18 protein-coding genes are annotated in these 16,960 nt (G+C 70.6%); 13 read left to right on the top strand and 5 right to left on the bottom strand.

Annotation, left to right across the window (positions count from 1 at the left end):
• Positions 1–70 precede the first annotated feature (70 nt).
• The gene (locus VJT49_RS28560) at positions 71–1,204 is read left to right on the top strand and encodes a glycosyltransferase family 4 protein (protein WP_324168047.1); all 1,134 of its coding nucleotides are present in this window, start codon (positions 71–73) and stop codon (positions 1,202–1,204) included.
• On the opposite strand, the gene VJT49_RS28565 is transcribed toward VJT49_RS28560, so the two are convergent.
• The 3 genes from VJT49_RS28565 to VJT49_RS28575 all read right to left on the bottom strand — a co-directional run bounded on the left by VJT49_RS28565 (position 1,201) and on the right by VJT49_RS28575 (position 2,706).
• Positions 1,201–1,386, bottom strand: a complete 186-nt coding sequence (locus VJT49_RS28565) for a hypothetical protein (RefSeq protein WP_324168048.1) — start codon at positions 1,384–1,386, stop codon at positions 1,201–1,203. The genes VJT49_RS28560 and VJT49_RS28565 overlap by 4 nt on opposite strands.
• 140 nt (positions 1,387–1,526) lie before the next feature.
• On the bottom strand, positions 1,527–1,790 hold the full coding sequence (locus VJT49_RS28570) for a hypothetical protein (RefSeq protein WP_324168049.1): 264 nt from the start codon (positions 1,788–1,790) through the stop codon (positions 1,527–1,529).
• Between the two features lie 292 nt (positions 1,791–2,082).
• On the bottom strand, positions 2,083–2,706 hold the full coding sequence (locus VJT49_RS28575; protein WP_324168050.1) for a uridine kinase: 624 nt from the start codon (positions 2,704–2,706) through the stop codon (positions 2,083–2,085).
• Positions 2,707–2,807: 101 nt separating this feature from the next.
• Here VJT49_RS28575 and VJT49_RS28580 point away from each other — a divergent pair, with 101 nt between their 5' ends.
• The 9 genes from VJT49_RS28580 (at position 2,808) to VJT49_RS28620 (ending at position 11,654) form a co-directional block, all read left to right on the top strand.
• A complete protein-coding gene (locus tag VJT49_RS28580) occupies positions 2,808–3,221 on the top strand; it encodes an SRPBCC domain-containing protein (RefSeq protein ID WP_324168051.1) in 414 nt (137 codons plus the stop codon).
• Between the two features lie 77 nt (positions 3,222–3,298).
• The gene (locus VJT49_RS28585; protein ID WP_324168052.1) at positions 3,299–4,510 is read left to right on the top strand and encodes a cytochrome P450; all 1,212 of its coding nucleotides are present in this window, start codon (positions 3,299–3,301) and stop codon (positions 4,508–4,510) included.
• Between the two features lie 38 nt (positions 4,511–4,548).
• Complete coding sequence (locus VJT49_RS28590) at positions 4,549–5,829, top strand: adenosylmethionine--8-amino-7-oxononanoate transaminase (protein ID WP_324168053.1); 1,281 nt, start codon at positions 4,549–4,551, stop codon at positions 5,827–5,829.
• Between the two features lie 288 nt (positions 5,830–6,117).
• Complete coding sequence (locus tag VJT49_RS28595) at positions 6,118–8,394, top strand: bifunctional SulP family inorganic anion transporter/carbonic anhydrase (protein ID WP_324168054.1); 2,277 nt, start codon at positions 6,118–6,120, stop codon at positions 8,392–8,394.
• 158 nt (positions 8,395–8,552) lie between these two features.
• Positions 8,553–9,269, top strand: a complete 717-nt coding sequence (gene bioD, locus VJT49_RS28600; RefSeq protein ID WP_324168073.1) for a dethiobiotin synthase — start codon at positions 8,553–8,555, stop codon at positions 9,267–9,269.
• 169 nt (positions 9,270–9,438) lie between these two features.
• The gene (gene bioB / locus VJT49_RS28605) at positions 9,439–10,455 is read left to right on the top strand and encodes a biotin synthase BioB (RefSeq protein ID WP_324168055.1); all 1,017 of its coding nucleotides are present in this window, start codon (positions 9,439–9,441) and stop codon (positions 10,453–10,455) included.
• On the top strand, positions 10,452–10,649 hold the full coding sequence (locus VJT49_RS28610) for a hypothetical protein (protein ID WP_324168056.1): 198 nt from the start codon (positions 10,452–10,454) through the stop codon (positions 10,647–10,649). The genes bioB and VJT49_RS28610 overlap by 4 nt, the downstream gene beginning before the upstream one ends.
• A gap of 11 nt (positions 10,650–10,660) precedes the next feature.
• Positions 10,661–11,254 carry a DUF2567 domain-containing protein gene (locus VJT49_RS28615; RefSeq protein ID WP_414636109.1) on the top strand — a complete coding sequence of 198 codons (594 nt, stop codon included), beginning with the start codon at positions 10,661–10,663 and terminating at the stop codon, positions 11,252–11,254.
• A 169-nt stretch (positions 11,255–11,423) separates the two neighbouring features.
• The gene (locus VJT49_RS28620) at positions 11,424–11,654 is read left to right on the top strand and encodes a hypothetical protein (protein ID WP_324168057.1); all 231 of its coding nucleotides are present in this window, start codon (positions 11,424–11,426) and stop codon (positions 11,652–11,654) included.
• Positions 11,655–11,820: 166 nt separating this feature from the next.
• On the opposite strand, the gene VJT49_RS28625 is transcribed toward VJT49_RS28620, so the two are convergent.
• Together VJT49_RS28625 and VJT49_RS28630 are read right to left on the bottom strand one after the other, a co-directional pair.
• Positions 11,821–12,525: an LON peptidase substrate-binding domain-containing protein gene (locus VJT49_RS28625; RefSeq protein WP_324168058.1), complete on the bottom strand. Its 705-nt coding sequence runs from the start codon at positions 12,523–12,525 to the stop codon at positions 11,821–11,823.
• A 40-nt stretch (positions 12,526–12,565) separates the two neighbouring features.
• On the bottom strand, positions 12,566–13,198 hold the full coding sequence (locus tag VJT49_RS28630) for an NUDIX hydrolase (protein WP_324168075.1): 633 nt from the start codon (positions 13,196–13,198) through the stop codon (positions 12,566–12,568).
• A gap of 118 nt (positions 13,199–13,316) precedes the next feature.
• Between VJT49_RS28630 and nadA the strand changes: the two genes are divergently transcribed.
• The 3 genes from nadA (at position 13,317) to nadC (ending at position 16,880) form a co-directional block, all read left to right on the top strand.
• Positions 13,317–14,321: a quinolinate synthase NadA gene (nadA, locus tag VJT49_RS28635; RefSeq protein ID WP_324168076.1), complete on the top strand. Its 1,005-nt coding sequence runs from the start codon at positions 13,317–13,319 to the stop codon at positions 14,319–14,321.
• A complete protein-coding gene (locus tag VJT49_RS28640; protein WP_324168059.1) occupies positions 14,318–15,949 on the top strand; it encodes an L-aspartate oxidase in 1,632 nt (543 codons plus the stop codon). The genes nadA and VJT49_RS28640 overlap by 4 nt, the downstream gene beginning before the upstream one ends.
• A gap of 76 nt (positions 15,950–16,025) precedes the next feature.
• Positions 16,026–16,880: a carboxylating nicotinate-nucleotide diphosphorylase gene (nadC, locus tag VJT49_RS28645; RefSeq protein WP_324168060.1), complete on the top strand. Its 855-nt coding sequence runs from the start codon at positions 16,026–16,028 to the stop codon at positions 16,878–16,880.
• Positions 16,881–16,960 lie beyond the last annotated feature (80 nt).

Here is a 16,960-nt window from a genome sequence, read left to right on the forward strand (position 1 = left end):
GGAAACGAGGGGCGGCGCACCGCGCAAGGCGGGTGCCGCCCCTTTTTCCGTGGCTCGGTAGCCTCCCATCGTGCTGCGGACCCTGCTGGTGACCAATGACTTCCCGCCCCGCCCCGGGGGGATCCAGAACTACCTCGACTCGCTGGCCCGCCGCCTGCCCGCCGACGACCTGGTCGTATACGCGCCCTCCTGGGAGTCCGGTTCCGGTTCCCATCCCGAGTTCGACGACGCCGCGCCGTTCGAGGTCGTCCGGCACCCCACCTCGCTCATGCTGCCCACGCCGGACGTGCTCCGGCGGGCGAAGGCAATCATGCGGGCGCGCGGTTGCGAAGCGGTCTGGTTCGGCGCGGCCGCGCCACTGGCGCTGCTGGGGCCCGCCTTCCGCCCCGCCGGTGCCCAGCGCATCGTCGCCTGCACACACGGCCACGAGGTCGGCTGGTCGATGCTTCCGGTCGCACGGCAGGCGTTGCGCCGTATCGGAAACACGACCGACGTGCTGACGTATGTCAGCAAGTACACGCGCCGCCGGTTCGCCGCGGCGTTCGGCCCGATGGCCGGACTGGAGCATCTGCCATCGGGCGTGGACACCGCGCTGTTCCGCCCAGACGAAGCCGCCCGCGCGGAGATCCGGAAGCGGTACGGTCTCGGCGACCGTCCGACGGTGGTGTGCGTGTCCCGGCTGGTTCCGCGCAAGGGGCAGGACATGTTGGTGCTGGCCTTGCGGGAGTTGCGAAAGCGGATTCCGGACGTGACGCTGCTGCTCGTCGGCGGTGGTCCCTACCGCAAGCGGTTGACCGCGCTGGTGGACGACCTCGAGCTGGGCGGCGATGTCGTGTTCACCGGCTCGGTGCCGTGGCAGGAACTGGCCGCCCACTACACGGCCGGCGACGTGTTCGCCATGCCCGCCCGTACCCGCGGCAAGGGCCTGGACGTGGAGGCACTCGGGATCGTCTACCTGGAGGCTTCCGCGACCGGTCTCCCCGTGATCGCGGGTCGCTCGGGCGGCGCTCCGGAAACCGTGCTCGACGAGGTGACCGGGCACGTGGTCGATGGCCGCGACCTGGTGCAGCTGGTGGAGGCGATCGCCCCGCTGCTCGACGACCCGGCACGGGCCCGCAAGATGGGCGCCGCGGGCCGCGCCTGGGTCAGCGAGCATTGGCGCTGGGACCTGCTGGCCGAGCGCTTCCAGTCGCTTGTCGGCTAGGCCGTGAAGTGGAGGACGTCGATGCCGCCGGAGTGCTGGGCGGCATGAACCGGTCCCCGGTGATAGGACGGCGTGGCCGCCTCGCTGCCTTTCGGCACGTCGTGCACGTAGTCGGTGACACCGTAGTTGCGGTGCAGGTCGACCGGGGCCGGATAGGTGTAGGGCTTCGTGGGATCGCGCACGTCAGTGACCCACGCGGGCTGGCCGGCCCAGTCCGGTGGCTGGTTTCCCGTAACGGTGTGGCTCGGTCCGCCGCTCCACCGGTACTGGCATCCGTTGATGCACTGCGAAGTGTGCCCGGCCGGCTCGATCTGCGTGCTGATCAGGCGAAGGTGCGCGGGGTCGCGCGCGTCGATGATGTGGATCGCCGAACTGCCGGTCTGCTTGTTCGCGCCGAGAGGTCCCTGGTGACGAACACCAGCTTGTGCACGGGATCGGACTGCAGGTGCTCGCCTTCCCGGAAACCCTTCGACACGTCGTCTCCCGGCAGGGCCAGCGCGGCGGCCGGCAGTTCGCCGATCTGCCGGGGATGCGCGGGATCGGCGAGTGACCACGCGCGCAGGCCGAACGGCCCGTTCCCGAACATGACGTCCCCGCGGGGACAGGGGATGAAGGTCGGTCACCGCGGACGGCGTGTCCACGTGGTCCAGCCGAGCGACATTGCGCGGCATCTCGGGCGTGTCCGCACCGGCGACGCCGTTTCCCGCCGGCGCGAGCAGCGCGATCAGGGGTACCGGAAGGTGGAACCTTCGCATGATCTCTTCTTGTCATGGGAAAAACCAACTGCTTTGGCAAGACACGTGTGCGGGTAGACCGGCCGCGGAGTTCGTTGTCGACTGCCGGTCGGCCACGACGTGTTCCGTCCCGGGCAGAGCCGGTCAGGCGGCTTCCCGGACGGCCGGATGGCGCGGATCGTCGGCTCGCACCAGCACGTCCGCCACCTCGGCGGGACGTACGTCGCGGTCGTAACGCTCGTAGGCGGGCAAGGCCCAGTGTTCGTCTTCGGGCAGGCGGCGCCGCAGAGCACTTGCCGACAGGGCAAGGTGCACGGTGAGCTCGAGGGGAAGTCCCCGGCCGAGCAGGAGTTCCCCGTCGACGATCAGCACCCCGCCGGGTGGCAGCGGGGCACGGTCCAGCCTGGTGGCACGGTCGCGTCCGGCATCCCACAGCGCGGGCAGCACCAGTCCACTGCCGCCGGGGGCGAGCGGGTCCAGCACCTCCCGGCGCAGGCCTCCCTCGTCGAGCCAATCCGAGTAGCGCGCGTCCGGATCCCGCCTGCCGCGCTCGAACCGCAGCGACGCGGGCCGCAGGAAGTCCGTTGTGGACACCCGAAGGGCGGGTCGCCCGCCGACCCGCAGTGGGTCGGCCATCGCATCGGCCAGTACCTGGGTGTCCACGGCCCCGTCCACGGCGACCCGTACCCACTCCCGGCCCGGCATCGCGAGAATTCGTTCGGCCAACTCGCCGGCGAGGCGGGGGAAGGAAATCGGACGGTATTTCATGCCTCGATCCTTCCTGAGTGCCAGACGGCCGGGCACGCGCCTGCGCTGGCTACCCGCGTCCGTGGGCGCTGGATCCCGGTCCTCAATGCCATGCTGATCGCGTGGGTAGAGAAGTGGGGAAGACGGCCGGTGCGGGCTGGCAGATCGGGGTGGCCAAGTCGCTGCCGTATCCGGTGACCGACGTGTGGGCGTTTCTCAGCAGCAAGGAGGGAGTGGAAATCTGGCTCGGGCCGGGCGCGGTGCTGCCGCGTGCGCGCGGGGCGACCTACGAAACCTCGAGCGGGACCATGGGAGAGCTTCGCAGTTTCCATGACCTGGACCGGATCCGGCTCACCTGGCGGCCGCGGGAGGGGGACCACGACTCCACCGTCCAGGTCACGGTCCGCCCGTCCGGGGCGAAGACGACCGTGCGGTTTCACCAGGAATGGCTTTCGGGCGCCGAGGAACGCGCTGAGCAGCGTGAATACTGGCAGGACGTGATCGAGCGGGTGGACCGGGCGCTGGCCGAGCGCTGAGCGCGCCATCGCCGAAACGGTGGGCACTATTCCAGCGCCCAGCGCGTTGTCGGGGCATACCGGACTGGGAGGGTCTCATGCGGGTGCTCGACGAGCCCATCAACCTCGACCACGAATTCCTTCAGGATCCGCACGCGGTGTACCGGCAGCTACGAAAGGAAGCACCGGTAAGGCAGGCCGTTATGCCACGGGGGCTGCGGGTCTGGCTCGTCACGCGGTACGCCGACGCCAGGGCGGTGCTCGCCGATCCCCGCCTGAGCAAGGACAGCAACCGCGCCCGGGAGCTGTTCAGGACGCACGTGACCGCCACCGAAACGCCCGACACGGCCATGCAGGCGATGTCCGGGCACATGCTCAACTCGGACCCGCCGGACCACACCCGCCTCCGCAAGCTGGTGAACAAGGCGTTCACCGCCAGGACGGTGGCCCGGCTGCGGCCCAGGATCGAGCAGATCACCGCGGACCTGCTCGACGGCGTCGCCGCGGCGGGCAAGGTCGACCTGCTGGAGTCCTTCGCGTTCCCGCTGCCGATCACCGTCATCTGCGAACTGCTCGGCGTGCCCCGCGAGGATCGTGAGAAGTTCCGTTCCTGGACCAACACCATGGTCTCCGCGTCCACTTACGAGGATGTGGCACGGGACGCCGGTGCGATGGCGCAGTACCTGACCGCCCTGGTCGGTCAGAAACGGCAGGTGCCGACCGAGGACCTCCTCTCCGACCTCGTGCACGTGTCCGAGGAGGGCGACAGCCTGTCCGATGCCGAACTGCTGCCCATGGCGTTCCTGCTGCTGGTGGCCGGTCACGAGACCACGGTGAACCTGATCGGCAACAGCGTGCTCTCCCTGCTCAACCACCCGGACCAGCTCGCCAAGCTCCGCGCGGACCCCTCCCTGCTGCCGAACGCCATCGAGGAGGTCCTGCGCTTCGACGGCCCCGTCAACATCGCGACCCTCCGGTTCACCACCGAGCCGGTGCGGGTGGGCGAGGTCGAGATCCCGGCAGGCCAGTTCGTCATGGCGTCGCTGATGGCCGCGAACCGCGACGGAGACCGGTTCCCCGACGCCGACCGGCTGGACATCACGCGGCAGCCGGGCGGGCATCTGGCCTTCGGGCACGGCATCCACTACTGCGTCGGCGCCCCGCTGGCCAGGCTGGAGGCCGAGGTGGCGCTCGATGGCCTGTTGCGCCGGTTCGACACTCTGGCCCTCGACGGTGAGCCCATCGCACTGCGCTGGCGGGACAGCACTCTGGTGCGCGGACTGGCGACCCTACCGATCCGCGTTGGTTGAGCAAGTGCGCTCGCCCGCGACGACATAGGGTGCCGGGCGTGGATCCCGCGAAGCTCCTCGCCCTCGACGCCCGGCACGTTTGGCATCCCTACGCGGCGATGCCCGGTCAGGTGGAGCCGCTGCTGGTCACCGAGGCCGCCGGGGTACGCCTGCGGCTGGCCGGCGGACGGGAGCTGATCGACGGGATGTCGTCGTGGTGGGCGACGATCCATGGCTACCGGCACCCGGTGCTCGACGCCGCGCTGGCCGCGCAGGCCGGGCGGATGAGCCACGTCATGTTCGGCGGTCTGACGCACGAGCCCGCGATCCGGCTCGCGACGGCGCTGGCCGAACTCACCCCGGCCGGGCTGGAGCACGTGTTCCTGTGTGATTCGGGCTCGGTGTCGGTGGAGGTCGCCGTCAAGATGTGCCTCCAGTACTGGCAGTCGTTGGGACGTAAGGAAAAACGCCGGCTGCTCACCTGGCGGGGCGGCTACCACGGCGACACGTTCCACCCGATGAGCGTGTGCGATCCCGAGGGCGGCATGCATTCGCTGTGGCGCGGCGTCCTGCCCGAGCAGGTGTTCGTGCCCGCGCCACCCGCCGGTTTCCGCACCCCGCCGGAGCAGTCCTATGTGGACACTCTGGCGGCGGCGATCGAACGGCACGCGGGCGAGCTCGCGGCGGTGATCGTGGAGCCGGTGGTGCAGGGCGCGGGTGGCATGCGGTTTCACCATCCCGGTTACCTGCGGGCCCTGCGCGAACTGACCCGGGCGCACGACGTGTTGCTGGTCTTCGACGAGATCGCCACCGGATTCGGCAGGACGGGGTCGCTCTTCGCCGCGGAGCACGCCGGGGTGAGCCCGGACGTGCTGTGCGTCGGCAAGGCGCTCACCGGCGGTTATCTGAGCATGGCCGCCACCCTCTGTACGCCCGAGGTTGCCGACGGGATCTCGCGCGGCGAGGTCCCGGTCCTCGCCCACGGGCCCACCTTCATGGCCAATCCGTTGGCCGCGGCCGTGGCGAACGCGTCGATCGGCCTGCTGCTCGACCAGGACTGGCGGGGCGCGGTGGCCCGGATCGAGGCGGGCCTGCGGGCCGGGCTGGAGCCGGCGCGGAGCTTGGCGGGGGTCGCCGACGTGCGGGTGCTCGGGGCGATCGGGGTCATCCAACTGGATCACCCGGTGGACGTCGCCGCGGCGACGAAGGTGGCAGTCGATCGCGGAGTGTGGCTACGGCCGTTCCGCGACCTGATCTACGCGATGCCGCCCTACATCTGCGCCGAAACCGACGTCGACGCGATCTCCGAGGCGATGGTGGCGGCCGCCCGGGTGCCCTGAGTTCCAAGTTCACTCGATTTGGTGTGATCGAAGTCACTTGACTAACACTTCGTAGTTTTTGGCCTGGTTTGGGCGCGATCTAAGTGCCCTAGATCACACGAATAGCCGAGTTCGACCTGCCCCCCGGCCGGTGAAAAGTCACGAAATCCACCATATGGGACGCGAGCCCTTTTCGCATATCGGACATTTCGCACATCTTTCGGTATCTCTGGGAGCACCGGGAGTCACCGGGGACACCGGCAGCCGAGTCCATTCCCCCGTCGGGGACAACTAACACGGAGGCCTGAAATGGTCGACATATCGGCTCGCGAGCGTGAGCACGCGCCGCCCCCTCAGCCCAGCCGCTGGCGGTCGGTGCGCGAGAACCTGCGCCACGACGTGCCCGCCTCACTGGTGGTGTTCCTCGTCGCCGTCCCGCTGTCGCTGGGTATCGCGCTGGCGTCGGGCGCGCCCATCGTCGCCGGGCTCGTCGCCGCCATCGTCGGTGGCATCGTGGCCGGGGTGCTGGGCGGCTCGCCGTTGCAGGTGAGCGGGCCCGCCGCGGGACTCACCGTGATCGTCGCCGAGACCATCGCCGAGTTCGGCTGGGCGGTGACCTGCGCGATCACGGTGCTCGCCGGTGCGCTGCAGATCCTGCTCGGGCTGAGCCGGATCGCCAGGGCCGCACTGGCCATCTCGCCCGCGATCGTGCACGGCATGCTCGCCGGCATCGGTGTGACCATCGTGCTGGCGCAGTTGCACATCGTGCTGGGCGGCCGTGCGCAGAGCTCGCCGATCGACAACCTGCTCCAGCTGCCGCGGCAGATCCTGAACAACCATGGCCAGGCCACCCTGATCGGCCTGGCCACCATCGTCATCCTCGTCGGGTGGGGCAGGCTGCCCGCCGGCGTGCGGAAGGTGCCGGGCCCGCTGGCGGCCATCGTCGTCGTCACGGCGGTCTCGGTGGTCGCCGGGTTGTCCGTGCCGCGGGTGGACGTGCCGGCGAACGTGTTGGACATCCGGTTCGTGCCGGAGTTCCCCGACGGCGGCTGGTTCGACTTCGGTGTCGCGGTCGTGACCATCGCCCTGGTCGCCAGCGTGGAGAGCCTGCTGTCCGCGGTCGCCGTCGACAAGATGCACACCGGCTCCCGCGCCAACCTCAACCGCGAACTGGTCGGGCAGGGTGCGGCCAACATGGCCTCGGGCGCGCTCGGTGGGCTTCCGGTGACCGGCGTGATCGTGCGGAGCTCGACGAACGTGCAGAGCGGGGCCCGTTCCCGGGCTTCGGCGATCCTGCACGGGTTGTGGATCCTGCTGTTCGTCGCGGTGCTCGCCGGTCTGCTGCGCAACATCCCGCTCGCCGCGCTGGCCGGGCTCCTCGTCCATGTCGGCGCGAAGCTGGTCAATCTCAAGCACATCAAGGAAGTGCTCCGGCACGGCGACCTCCCGATCTACCTGATCACGCTGGGCGGCGTCGTCTTCATCGACCTGCTCACCGGTGTGCTGATCGGTATCGGCGCGGCCGCGCTGCTGATGTTGCGCCGCCTGTTGTGGTCCGGAATCCACGTGGAACGCGACGGAGACGGCTGGCGGGTGGTGGTCGAAGGGGCGTTGTCCGCGTTGTCGATCCCACGGCTTTCGGCCATGCTGCACGGGATTCCGCAGGGCGCCAGGGTGACCCTGGAGCTCGTGGTCGACTACCTGGACCATGCCGCCTTCGACACGTTGTCGGCCTGGCAGCACTCCCAAGAGCAGGCCGGCGGCACGGTGATCGTCGACGAGGTCGGGCACCCGTGGTTCGAACGCGGCAAGGCGGGTGAGCCGACCGTGCACAAGGCGCGCGCCCGGCACATCGTGCCCCGGTGGTTCGCGCCCTGGTCGGAGTGGCAGCTGGCGCAGGAGAAAGCGGCGCCGGAGATTCCGGCTCAGCGACTCCCGGAAAGCTCGATGCGGCGCGGTATGCGGGAGTTCGAGCGGCGGACCTCGCACCTGGTCCGGCCGATTCTGAGCCGCCTTGCCAACGTGCACGAGCCGCAGACCCTGTTCATCACCTGTGGTGACGCGCGGATCGTGCCCAATCTGTTCACCAGCAGCGGTCCCGGTGACCTGTTCACCATCCGCAACATCGGCAACCTCGTGCCCGAATACTCGCGCGCGGCGGAGGACTCGTCGATCGGGGCTTCCGTCGAGTTCGCGGTCGACATCCTGAAGGTGCGCGAGGTCGTGGTCTGCGGGCACTCCTCGTGCGGGGCCATGAAGGCCCTGTTGAACGGTGCTCCGCAGGACGCGACGGCGCTGCGGTCCTGGCTCCGGCACGCCGAGCCGACGCTGCGGCGGGCGCGCAACCGGCCCCTGGTCACCATCGAAGGCAGGTTGCCGGAGTCCGGTGCGGACCAGTTGGCGCTGCACAACGTGTTGCAGCAGTTGGACAGGTTACGGGAGTACCCGGCGATCGCGCGGGCCGAAGCGCGCGGGGAACTGACTCTGGTCGGCATGTACTTCGACGTGGGTGCCGCGCGTGTGCACCTGTACGACGCCGAAAGCGACTCGTTCACTTCGGCGACGGACCTCGCTGCGCGGCGGTGAGGACGCGGCCCGACGTGACTTTTGGGTTCGCTCCGAGCCAACAGTCGCGTCGGGCTCTGTCCCTCGCCCGGTTTGCCCGTTCGGAGGATGTCGCGAGAGGTGCAGCACCCGTCACACCATCGTGATGGTCGCCGGTACTACCGTGGAGTTCCGTGAGCATGCTGGTGGTGACCGGAACGGGGACCGGCGTCGGCAAAACCGTGGTGGCCGCGGCGATCGCCGCGCTCGCCAGGACCGGCGGCCGGCGAGTCGCCGTGCTCAAGCCCGCCCAGACCGGCGTCGCACCAGGAGAACCAGGAGATCTCGAGGACATCGTCCGGCTCGCGGGCGAGGTCACCACCCGCGAGCTGCGGCGTTACCCCGACCCCCTGTCACCGGAGGCGGCGGCGCGGCGCAGCGGGATCGCGCAGGTGGGTCCGGCCGAGGCGGCCCGCGCGGCCACCCAACTGGACGAGCGGCACGACCTCGTGCTCATCGAGGGCGCGGGCGGGCTGCTGGTCCCGTTCGGCCCGGACGGCACCAGCCTGGTCGACATCGCCTGGGCGCTCGGCGCGCTTGTGCTGGTGGTCGCGGAAGCGGGGCTCGGCACGCTGAACACGACCGCGCTGACCGCCGAAGTCGCTACTTCGCGCGGACTGCACGTGGCCGGCGTCGTCATCGGGTCGTGGCCGCGTGAACCCGGCCTGGCCGCGCTGTCCAACGTGCGGGACCTGCCGGTCGCGGCCGGTGCGCCACTGCTCGGCGCGTTGGCGGAGGGCATGGGCGCGCTGGACCGGGACGCGTTTCTCGAACAGGCCCGTCGCGGCCTCTCGCCGTGGTTCGGTGGGGAGTTCGACGCCGAACGTTTCGAGAAGGAAGCCGCGGCCCAAACCTAGGCCCCGAACCAGGACTCGCGCGCCGCGAACCCAGGACTCGTGCGCCGCGAACGCAGGACTCGTGCGCCGCGAGTGTGGGACTCGCGTGCGGACGGCCACATGGACTCGCGCACCGCGCGCGACTGAGGCACGATGATGATCCGTTGGACTCGCTCGAAGGGGAGTCGCCGTGACTTCAGCGCTCGAACAGCCCGATGTGCTCGCCGTGGCCCGGGATCAGGTACTGGAAAACGGCGCCGGGCTGTCCGAGCAGCAGGTACTCGAGGTGCTGAACCTGCCCGACGAACGGCTGCCCGAACTGCTGGCGCTGGCGCACGAGGTGCGGATGCGCTGGTGCGGGCCGGAAGTCGAGGTCGAGGGGATCGTCAGCGTCAAAACCGGCGGCTGTCCCGAGGACTGCCACTTCTGCTCGCAGTCCGGCCGGTTCCCCACGCCGGTGCGCTCGGCGTGGCTCGACATTCCCGGCCTGGTCAAGGCGGCGCGGCAGACCGCCGGCACGGGCGCCACCGAGTTCTGCATCGTGGCCGCCGTGCGTGGCCCCGACCAGCGGCTGCTCAAGCAGGTCCGCGAGGGCATCGAGGCCATCCGCGCGGATGGCAACGAGATCCAGATCGCCTGCTCACTGGGCATGCTCACCCAGGACCAGGTGGACGAACTGGTCGGAATGGGCGTCCACCGCTACAACCACAACCTGGAAACCGCCCGGTCGCACTTCCCCAACGTGGTCACCACGCACTCCTGGGATGAGCGCCGGGAAACGCTCCAGATGGTGCGGGCGGCCGGGATGGAGGTCTGCTGCGGCGGCATCGTCGGCATGGGCGAAAATCTCGCGCAGCGCGCGGAGTTCGCCGTCCAGCTCGCCGAACTGGACCCGCACGAGGTGCCGGTCAACTTCCTGATCCCGCAGCCGGGCACGCCGTACGAGGGCTACGACGTGGTCGAGGGCAAGGACGCGCTGCGCGTCGTCGCGGCGTTCCGGTTGGCCATGCCGCGCACGATGCTGCGGTTCGCCGGGGGCCGCGAGCTCACGCTGGGTGACCTCGGTGCCGAGCAGGGCATGCTGGGCGGGATCAACGCGATCATCGTGGGCAACTACCTGACCAACCTGGGCCGCCCGGCCGGCCAGGACCTGGCGATGCTCGCCGAGCTGAAGATGCCGGTCAAGGCGTTGAGCGACACCCTGTGACCCGGTTTTGCGTCCACTGTGGACGTCTCGTGGACGGCGGGGCGCACGAGGATTGCCGCACTCCGCGTACCGCGCTGGAGCCACCCCGGTTCTGCCCGGAATGCGCACGCCGCCTGGTGGTCCAGGTGACCCCGCTGGGCTGGATCGCGCGATGCAGCCGACACGGTGAGTACACGAGCGAGGAGACAGACTAGTCTCGGCACTCATGGACGGAGGCAGAGTGACCGAGTCGCCGGCGGAGAACGGCCCTGTGCTGCTCTCGACGCTGTTCGCCCCGCACCGGCCGCGCCCTTGCGTGATCGTCAAGGCCGACCTGCTGCCCGCCGTGAGCCTGGTTTCGGTGGTGGGGTTGCTGGGCGTCCCGCTGGGCTGGCTGTGGTCCCGCCTCGCCCCGCCCGAACGGGTGCTGGTGCGCGACAGCGGCCAGCTCATCCCTCTGCAACTGGAGAGCTGGCACCGCTTCGACGACCTGGCGATCTACGGTCTGCTCGGGTTGTCCGCCGGGGTGGTCACCGCGGTGGCCGTGTGGCTGCTCCGGGAACGGCGCGGCCCGGTGATCATGATCGCCGCCACGCTCGGCGCCCTTCTCGCCGCCTGGCTCGGCGTCGCCCTGGGCACCTCCTTCGCGAGCAGCCATTACGCGATCTCCGGCACGCCCGTGCCGAACACCGTGATCGCCCAGGCGCCCCGGATCGAGACGATCTGGGTCATCCTCGCGCAACCGCTCGCGACCGCCCTTGGCTACGGCCTCCTCGCCGGCTGGAGCGGGCGCGACGACCTGGGCAGGCGCCTGGGCTAGGTTCACGGCCGCGCTGCGCGCCCACGTCCTGTTCGCCGGCGGGATCGACGCGTCCACAGTGGACATTTCGTCCTTCCTCAGGTAGGCCGATGATTACGCCGGGGTCGACGACATCCGGGACAGCCTGCATAAGCTGAGCTACCTGGAGCACCTGACACACCCGCTCGCGGTGGTGCGGGCGGCGCAACTGCAGCGCTGGGCGGCCGGCGAGGAGTACCGCGCCAACCTCGCCGGGGACTACCCGCGCCGCGAAGGCGACAAGCCGCACACCAACTGGACCGCGGACGTGCGCTCGGCGGCGCAGTCCCACAAGGAGTCCTTCGCTACTTCGGCCGATCCGCCTGGTTACGGTGCTGGACCTCGCATGACCGCGATTCGGACGAATCGGCCACCTGGTTGATATGCGGGGCGCTCGGCTTCGCGCCCTTCTCGCTGTGCCGCTTTACCGCACGGCGCAAGTGCGTGCCTCCCTGCACGAGTGTGGTCCCGGCTTGGGCGGGCTTTGCCTTGTCGTGCCCGGGCCTGGTGATCGCCGGTGTCACCGGGTCCGGCCGCAGCCGCGTTGCTCAGTTCAAGCTGGCGGGCGCGGTGAGGTCGAGGAGTTCGGGGGGAGGCGCGGGAACAGCGCGCAACGCGGTGAGGAAACCGGCCTCACGGGCCAGTAGCCGGCAGGCCAGGCGGAGGCGGCGCAGCGGATGGGTTTCCTCGAGCAGCCGCTGCCGGTCCGTCAGCGGGAGGAGACAGTCGGCCGCGAGCAGGTAGGCGAGTTCGGCCGGGGGAGTGTCCAGCGGCGGTGGCGCCCACGCGTCACTGGCCCAGGCCGACTCGCAGTACCGGCGGTGTGCCGAGCGGGCCGAGGCGGCGAGGAGGGCGGCCGCCTCCGCGGCGGCCGGGGGCAACTGGTCGTCGGGCACCCACTCGACGGTGCCGACCAGGTAGGGCGCGCGGGCGCGGTCGATGTCGAGCAACCGGAACCGGCGCTCGCCGGTGGTCACCACGTCGAACCTGCCGTCGGGCAGGCGTTCGCAGTCGCCGAGCAGGGCGGTGCACCCGATCGCGTGTACGTGATCGAGGGTCTCCACCTCACGAACCGCCGAATTCCTGATCGCCACGATGCCGAAACGCCGGTCGGGCACCTTCTCGGTGAGCAGGTCCACGGCGAGCTGCCGGTAACGGGGCTCGAACAGGTGCAGCGGGAGGACCGACGACGGCAGAAGCACGGTCTGCAGCGGAAACAGCGGCAGGGTGGTCCGTCTTCGCTCATCCGTCACGGCTAACACGGTACGTGGAAACCCCGTCGTCCGCTGGATGTCACTTCGACGGCGGGCGGAACACCGCGAATGGGTCGGTTACCCGGATTCCGTTACCGGTGAACGAGAACAGCGCGGCCGGACGGCCACCGCTGCGTCCCGGCGGCGCGGTGTCCCCGGTCGGGGCGAGCAGGCCGCGCCGGGACAGCACGCGTTGCAGGTTGGTCGCTGACACCTTGTACCCGAGTGCCGCGGAGTACAGCTCGCGCAGTGCCGAAACGGTGAAGTGCTGGGGAGCCAGCGCGAAGCCCAGGTTGGTGTACGAGAGCTTGGAGCGCAGGCGGTCGCGGGCGCGGAGGATGATCTCGCGGTGGTCGAACGCCGTGCGCGGCAGGGCGTCGACGTCATGCCATCGGGTGTCTTCGGGTACCTCGGGGTCCACGTCGGACGGAACGAGCCCGAGGAACGCCGTCGCGACCACCCGTGGCCCCGGCACCCGGTCCGGCGCGCTGAACACGGCCAGCTGCTCGACGTGCTTGAGCTGGCGGATGTCCACCTTCTCGGCGAGCTGGCGCCGGATCGAGGTCTCCACGTCCTCGTCCGGCCGCAGCCGGCCACCGGGCAGTGACCAGCGGCCGATGTGCGGGTCAAGGGCGCGCCGCCACAGCAGGACCCGCAGTGTGGCGTAACGCACCTGTAATACGGCGGCCAAAACCTCGTGTGCCAGCGGGGCGCTGCTGTTAATATGGCTACGCACGGTTTTCGATTATAAGGCGAAAACCGGGTGAGTGAGGAGGAGGGCCCCGATGGCCATGATGACTCTGCAGGGCAGCACGCCGTACGGCGGTGTCGAACCCGACGAAGCCTGGGCGGATGAGGTACGCAGGCTCGCCAGGGCACGGGACGCGGTGGTGCTCGCGCACAACTACCAGATCCCGGCGATCCAGGACATCGCCGACCACACCGGTGACTCGCTCGCGCTGTCCCGGATCGCGGCGGCCAGCGACGCGTCCACGATCGTGTTCTGCGGGGTGCACTTCATGGCCGAGACCGCGAAGATCCTCGCTCCGGACAAGACCGTGCTCATCCCGGACGCGCGGGCGGGCTGCTCCCTGGCCGACTCGATCACCGCGGTTCAGTTGCGCGAGTGGAAGGCCGAGCATCCTGGCGCGGTGGTCGTCTCCTACGTCAACACCACGGCCGAGGTGAAGGCCGAGACCGACGTTTGCTGTACCTCGTCCAACGCGGTTGACGTGGTGGCGTCGATTCCGGCGGATCGCGAGGTGCTGTTCTGCCCCGACCAGTTCCTCGGCGCCCACGTCAAGCGGGAGACCGGCCGGGAGAACCTGCACATCTGGGCCGGGGAATGCCACGTGCACGCCGGGATCAACGGTCCCGAACTCGCCGAGCGCGCCGCGGCGAACCCCGACGCGGACCTGTTCATCCATCCCGAGTGCGGGTGTGCGACTTCGGCGCTCTACCTGGCCGGCGAGGGCGCGGTGCCGCGGGAGAAGGTGAAGATCCTCTCCACCGGGGACATGGTGCACGCGGCACGGGACACCAAGGCCACGTCGGTGCTGGTGGCGACCGAGATCGGCATGCTGCACCAGTTGCGCAAGGCCGCGCCGGAGATCGACTTCCGGGCGGTCAACGACCGCGCCTCCTGCCGGTACATGAAGATGATCACCCCGGCGGCGCTGCTGCGGTCCCTGCGCGAGGGCGCCGACGAGGTCCACGTCGATGCCGAGACCGCCGCACGCGCCCGTGCCTCGGTCCAGCGCATGATCGAGATCGGCAGGCCGGGCGGCGGCGAATGACTGTTTGTGACTTACAGTCGAAAACAGGGTGGGAGGCCCGGGCCGATCTGGTCGTGGTCGGCAGCGGAGTGGCGGGACTGACCGCCGCGCTCCGAGCCCGCGAACTCGGCCTGCGGGTGCTGGTGGTCACCAAGGCCGCGGTCGCCGACGGCAACACCCGCTGGGCACAGGGCGGCGTCGCCGTGGTCCTGGATGGCGAGCACGACGAGGGCGATTCGGTCGCCCGGCACGTCGAGGACACCCTGACCGCGGGCGCCGGCTTGTGCGAACCCGACGCGGTGCGGGCGATCCTGCACGCCGGGCCGAAAGCGGTGGCGTGGCTGCGCTCGCGCGGCGCGCGGTTCGATCCCGGTGCGAGCGGCCTGCTGGCGAGGACCCGCGAGGGCGGGCACAGCGCCTTCCGGGTCATCCACGCGGGCGGTGACGCGACCGGCGCCGAGGTCGAGCGGGCGCTCGTGGCCGAGACCACCGGGCAGCGTCTCCCGGTGCTGGAGCGGCATATCGCGATCGACGCGCTGCTTACCCCGCGTGGCGAAATCGCCGGGGTGTCCGTGCTCGACGCCGGCGGTGTGCTCGGACGGCTACGGGCCCCCGCGGTGCTGCTCGCCACCGGCGGGCTGGGGCAGTTGTACCAGGCGACCTCCAATCCGGAGATCGCCACCGGTGACGGGCTCGCGCTCGCCCTGCGGGCCGGCGCGCAGGCGGCCGATCTCGAGTTCGTTCAGTTCCATCCGACCGTGCTCTACACCCCGGGCGCGCGGGGCCGCTGCCCGTTGGTGACGGAGGCGGTGCGCGGCGAGGGAGCGGTGCTCGTCGACGGTGCCGGTGTGCCGGTGATGCGTGGCGTCCATCCGCTCGGCGACCTCGCCCCCCGGGACGTGGTGTCGGCCGCGATCACCCGGCGGATGGCCGAGGCGCCGGGCGGCGTCGACGACCACGTTTTCCTCGACGCCACCGGTCTTTCCGGCTTCGCACGCCGGTTCCCCACAGTCCACGCGGCCTGCCGGGCGATCGGCGTGGACCCGGCGCGTCAGCCGATTCCGGTGACCCCTGCCGCGCACTTCGCCTGCGGCGGCGTGGTGGCCGAGCCAGACGGGCGCACCGGGGTGCGGGGGCTGTACGCCGCCGGCGAGGTCGCGCGGACGGGCCTGCACGGGGCGAATCGGCTGGCGTCGAACAGCCTGCTGGAGGGCCTGGTCGCCGGCACGGGTGCGGCCGAGGCCGCCGCGGCGGACCTGGCGGCCGGTTTGCTCGGAGACCCGCGGCAGGCCAGGGAGCGCGAACGCGTGGTGCCGGTGGCCGAGCGGGACGCGCTGCAGCGGGTGATGAGCCGGTACGCCGCCATCGGGCGCGACGCCGAGGGACTGGCCGTCGCGGGTTCCGTGCTCGATCTCTCCACATCGGAGGGCCGGCTGCGGACCCATCGCGAGGTGGAGGATGCCGCGCTGACCCTGGTGGCGCAGGCACTGGTCGCCGCGGCGGCCCGGCGGACGGAATCCCGCGGGTGCCACGTCCGGGCCGACTTCCCCAGCCGCGACGACGGTTCGTGGCAGCGCAGCCAGCTGATCCGGCTGAGCCCGTCCGGCCAGCCCGTGCTGGCGGATCCGGTCCTGGAGGGTGCCGCGTGAACCACCCTGCGTTGTTTCGCCGCAGTCAAGATGACCACAAGGCGCGCCTTGCCGGCATGATCGCGGAGGATGCTGCGTGAGCCTGGATCTCGAGGAAGTCAGGCGAGTGGTTGACCTGGCGCTCGCCGAGGACCTGCGGTACGGGCCGGACGCGACCACGAACGCGACCGTGCCCGAGACGGCGACCGCGCTGGCCGAGATCACCCCGCGCTCGGCGGGCACGGTCGCCGGGATTCCGGTGGCGCTGGCCGTGTTCGACGCCGTGCTGGGCGAGGACTACGAGGTGCTCGGCGCCCGCAAGGACGGCGATCGGCTCGTCGCGGGCGAGCCCGCGCTCGTGCTGCGTGGTCCGGTCCGCGGGCTGCTCACCGCCGAGCGGACGGCGTTGAACCTGCTCTGCCACCTGTCCGGGATCGCCACCACGACCGCGGCCTGGGTGTCCGCAGTGGACGGTACGGGCTGCGCGGTCCGGGACTCCCGCAAGACGCTGCCCGGCCTGCGGCTGCTGCAGAAGTACGCGGTTCGCTGCGGTGGCGGGGTCAACCACCGGATGGGGCTCGGCGACGCGGTGCTGATCAAGGACAACCACGTGGTGGCCGCCGGCTCGGTCACCACCGCGCTGGCCGCCGCCCGGGCGCACGCGCCGGGACTGACCTGCGAGGTCGAGGTCGACACCTTGGACCAGCTCGCGGAGGCGTTGACGGCCGGGGCGGACGAGGTGCTGCTGGACAACTTCACCGTCGCGCACTGCGGCCAGGCCGTGCGGCTGCGGGACGAGCGGTCCCCGAAGACGCGGCTGGAGGCGTCCGGCGGGCTCCGGCTGGAGAACGCCGCCGCCTACGCCGGGACGGGCGTGGACTACCTGGCCGTCGGCGCGCTCACACACTCCTCCCCGGCCCTGGACCTCGGCCTCGATCTGTACCGAGGGTGACCGTTGGCTGGATGACACTCGGTTGGTGGTTGTCGTACTCATGCGCCGCTTGCTATTAGTAGCCACCGGGCGAGGAACCA

This window comes from Amycolatopsis sp. (genome assembly GCF_035276945.1).
In the GTDB taxonomy this organism is placed as follows: Bacteria; Actinomycetota; Actinomycetes; order Mycobacteriales; family Pseudonocardiaceae; genus Amycolatopsis_E.